The sequence below is a fragment of the Nitrosomonas eutropha genome (assembly GCF_003201195.1).
GTDB lineage: Bacteria > Pseudomonadota > Gammaproteobacteria > Burkholderiales > Nitrosomonadaceae > Nitrosomonas > Nitrosomonas eutropha.
This window is the reverse complement of record NZ_QICQ01000064.1, coordinates 1-3,695: the sequence shown is the minus strand read 5'-3', so window position 1 is coordinate 3,695 and position 3,695 is coordinate 1. Positions and strand designations below refer to the sequence as shown.

The following is a 3,695-nucleotide window of genomic DNA, read 5'->3' as shown; positions in this document are numbered from 1 at the left end:
CAATATCAATTTAAATGAGAACATATCAAACGATTTGGTGCTACGCTGCATTTTCACTGGTGCTGCTGAACGCGCCTCTGGCTGCACGCGCTGCCGAAACTGCACCCGCAAGTACTCGGCAAATCGCCGCTGACAACGCACTGGCCGGAACTGAATGGGAATTGACTGCGCCCGCTTACATCAGTTTGGAAAAGCGCCCAGTCTTGAAGTTCACCGACACGCGGTTAAACGCCTCAGTCGGGCTGAACTCTATCTTCGGCGGTTACGCGCTCAAAGGCAACACCATCAGCCTTCAACCGTTGGGTTCAACGCGCATGGCCGGTCCTGAATCGTTGATGAATGCGGAAGACCGTTACGGCAAAGCGTTGGGAAGCGTACGCAGCTTTGAACTTTCCGCCGACCGGCAGCAGCTCACGCTGCGCGGCGAGCAAACTCTGGTGTTTCGCATGACTTCCACTTCACCACAACCGCAGCAGTTTCTTTCGGCGCGCGACAGCGACCCCATCAAAATGGGCTGGATGCAGGGCTTTCCGCCTCCGCCCGACAAGCGGTTGAACTTCGCCGACGGCTCGTTCTTCCAATTCCCCGCGCTGCGCTGGAGCGTGGTGCATATGCGCGAGTTCATGCCGACCGTCAACGTTTCGCGCGGACTGCGAGTACTCGCGCCGTTGCCGCGTCGCCTCGATTCTCACATTGATTCGATTCGTTTTCGCCCCCTGAATGGCGCGCCGGAAATGACGTGGGAAGAATCGCTGTGGCACAACTACACCGACGGCATTTTGGTGTTGCATCGCGGTCGCATCGTCTATGAAAAGTACTTTGGCGCGCTTGCGCCCGACAAGCAGCACGCCGCGATGTCGGTGACGAAATCGCTCACCGGCACGCTGGGCGCGGTCTTGGTCGCCGAAGGCAAGCTGGACGAAAACAAGACGGTGGCCGCTTACATTCCCGAACTGAAAGATTCTGCCTTTGGAGATGCGACGGTGCGACAGGTGCTGGACATGACGACTGCGCTGCAATTCAGCGAAGAGTACGCCAACCCCAAAGCCGAAATCTGGAAGTACTCCGGCGCGGGCAATGTCCTTCCCAAGCCCAAAGATTACCAAGGCCCGGTCGGTTATTACGCCGCGCTGCAAACGATTCAAAAAGCGGGCGCGCACGGCGAAGCCTTCGGCTACAAAACGCCCAACGCCGACGCTCTGGGCTGGCTCGTCGCGCGGGCGAGCGGCCAATCGGTGGATGAACTGCTGGCCGAGCGCGTATGGAGCAAAATCGGCATGGAGCAGGACGCCTACTATTCGGTAGACGCGCTGGGCGTTCCGTTTGCCGGCGGCGGCTTCAACGCCGGTCTGCGCGACATGGCGCGCTTTGGCGAGTTGGTTCGCAACAAAGGTCGCTGGAAAGGGCAACAGATTCTGCCCGCTCAAGCGATGGAAGAAATCGCGCGCGGCGACCATCCCGAACTCAAAGGCTGGTCGTATCGGGATATGTGGTGGCACACCGGAAACGCTAATGGCGCTTTCGCAGCGCGCGGCGTGCATGGTCAAACCATTTACATCGACCCTAAAGCCGAAATGGTGATTGTGCGTTTCGCTTCGCATCCCATCGCCGCCAACAGCGCCAACGACGCGACTTCGCTGCCCGCCTACGAAGCCGTCGCGCGCCATTTGATGAAAGGAAAATAACCTTATGCAACCGACACCACTGTTCGATTTGAGCGGCAAAGTCGCCATCGTGACCGGCGGCGGCAACGGCATCGGCAAAGCCTGCGCGCGGATGCTGGCCGATTACGGAGCCGCCGTCGTCATCGCCGACTTGAAAACCGAAGACGCCCAAAAAGCCGCCGATGAAATTACTTCCAATGGCGGCCAGGCGTTGGCTATCGAATGCAACGTGCTGCGCGACGAAGATTTGGTGCGTTTAGTGGAGCGAACGGTTTCCGAGTGCGGCGGTATTCACATCTTGGTCAACAACGCCGGAGGCGGCGGCGCGGGGCGAGAAAGCCCCGACCAAATCAGCGTCGAGCAGTTCGCCAAAGTGTTTCAACTGAACCTTTTCAGCGCGTGGCGACTGGCGCAACTGTGCGCGCCGCACATGAAGCAGGCCGGTTACGGCTCGATTATCACCATGTCGTCCATGAGTTCGATCAACAAAAGTCCGGCGATTAGCGCCTACGCTTCATCCAAAGCCGCCATCAATCACATGACGGCCAACCTTGCCTTCGACTACGGCGCGGATGAAATTCGCGTCAATGCCGTTGGGCCGGGCGCGGTCAGGACTGGGGCTTTGGCTTCAGTTCTCACGCCCGAAATCGAGGAGCGAATGCTGGCGCACACGCCACTCAAGCGATTGGGCGAACCCGAAGACATCGCCGGAGCCGTGCTTTATTTTGCCGCTCCGGTCTCGCGGTGGGTGAGCGGTCAGGTGCTGTTCGTCAACGGCGGCGGCGTGCAAACCCTGGATTGAACGCGCGTTGTGGGTCGTGCATAAATCAGGCAATGGCATTGGTATGTGCGGACGTGACTCGAAAGATCACGTTTGGACCAGAACAGCTATAACAGGTATTTAAGGAGAGGTTCTATGCGAGCATCGATTTATCATCAATTTGGTGAACCTTCCAAGGTGCTGAATGAAGAAGAAGTAGTGCTTCCATCGCCAGGCGTGAATCAGGTCAGAGTCAAAACAATTTTATCGCCTATCCATAACCACGACCTATGGACAGTCCGTGGTACCTATGGCCACAAGCCAAACTTGCCAGCCATTGGTGGTAGCGAGGCCTTGGGGATCATCGATGCAGTCGGTGATGGGGTCAAAGAGCTCACACTGGGCCAGCGTGTTGTGGGGTCACCCATTATGGGGGTATGGGCTGAATATTTCTTGGCCCCAGCAGAGATACTAACGATTGTTCCCGATACCATCAGTGATGAGGTGGGTGCGCAGCTTGCTTCTATGCCATTTAGTGCGCTGTTATTACTTGAATTTTTGAATGCGGAAGCAGGGCAATGGATCATTCAAAATGCGGCAGGTGGAGCGATTGGCAAAACAGTATCGATCCTTGCAAGAGAGCAGGGTGTGAACACCATCAGTCTCGTTCGTAACAGTGAAACTGAAAAAGAGTTGACGGCTCAGGGTATTGAACATGTCGTTTCGACCGCCAACCAAGACTGGCAACAAAGTGTTAATGAGCTGACAGCTGGAGCTTCAATCAGTTATGCCATTGATTCTGTTGGAGGCGCTGCAACTGCAGCGCTGACTGCATTATTAGGAGAAAATGGCCTGCTGGTTTCCTTTGGGTCTATGTCAGGGGAGCCGATGCATATTCCCGCTGCAGACATTGCTTTCAAGCAGATTACGGTCAAAGGCTTTTGGCAGAAGAAGATTAATCAGTCCATGGCCGTGGAAAAAAGGAAGTCAATGATGGAGAAACTGATCTGCTTGGTAGAAACAGGAAAACTGAAGTTGCCAGTGGATGTGATTTACCCGATGAATGATGTAAAAAATGCGGCAACAGCAAGCCTACAATCATCGCGCAAGGGTAAAGTACTGCTTCGCCCATAATTAATCCTCACGAGTCAAGAGCGGTTATTCCACACATTTAGGTGTAATTGGACGGAAACCTGCTGATGCCTAACAATTCATTCAAGCCGACTCCGCTTCGCAGCGCGGCTTAATTCAGGCGTTAGGTGCCACAGGTA

At 55.5% G+C, this 3,695-nt stretch carries 3 protein-coding genes; all 3 read left to right on the top strand.

Annotated elements, in window-relative coordinates; genetic code table 11:
- The first annotated feature begins 14 nt into the window (after positions 1-14).
- The 3 genes from C8R14_RS13000 to C8R14_RS12990 all read left to right on the top strand — a co-directional run bounded on the left by C8R14_RS13000 (position 15) and on the right by C8R14_RS12990 (position 3,558).
- Positions 15-1,685, top strand: a complete 1,671-nt coding sequence (locus tag C8R14_RS13000; RefSeq protein WP_011634148.1) for a serine hydrolase — start codon at positions 15-17, stop codon at positions 1,683-1,685.
- Positions 1,686-1,689: 4 nt separating this feature from the next.
- Complete coding sequence (locus C8R14_RS12995; RefSeq protein WP_011634147.1) at positions 1,690-2,466, top strand: 7 alpha-hydroxysteroid dehydrogenase; 777 nt, start codon at positions 1,690-1,692, stop codon at positions 2,464-2,466.
- A 72-nt stretch (positions 2,467-2,538) separates the two neighbouring features.
- Positions 2,539-3,558 carry a zinc-binding dehydrogenase gene (locus tag C8R14_RS12990; RefSeq protein ID WP_218142407.1) on the top strand — a complete coding sequence of 340 codons (1,020 nt, stop codon included), beginning with the start codon at positions 2,539-2,541 and terminating at the stop codon, positions 3,556-3,558.
- Positions 3,559-3,695 lie beyond the last annotated feature (137 nt).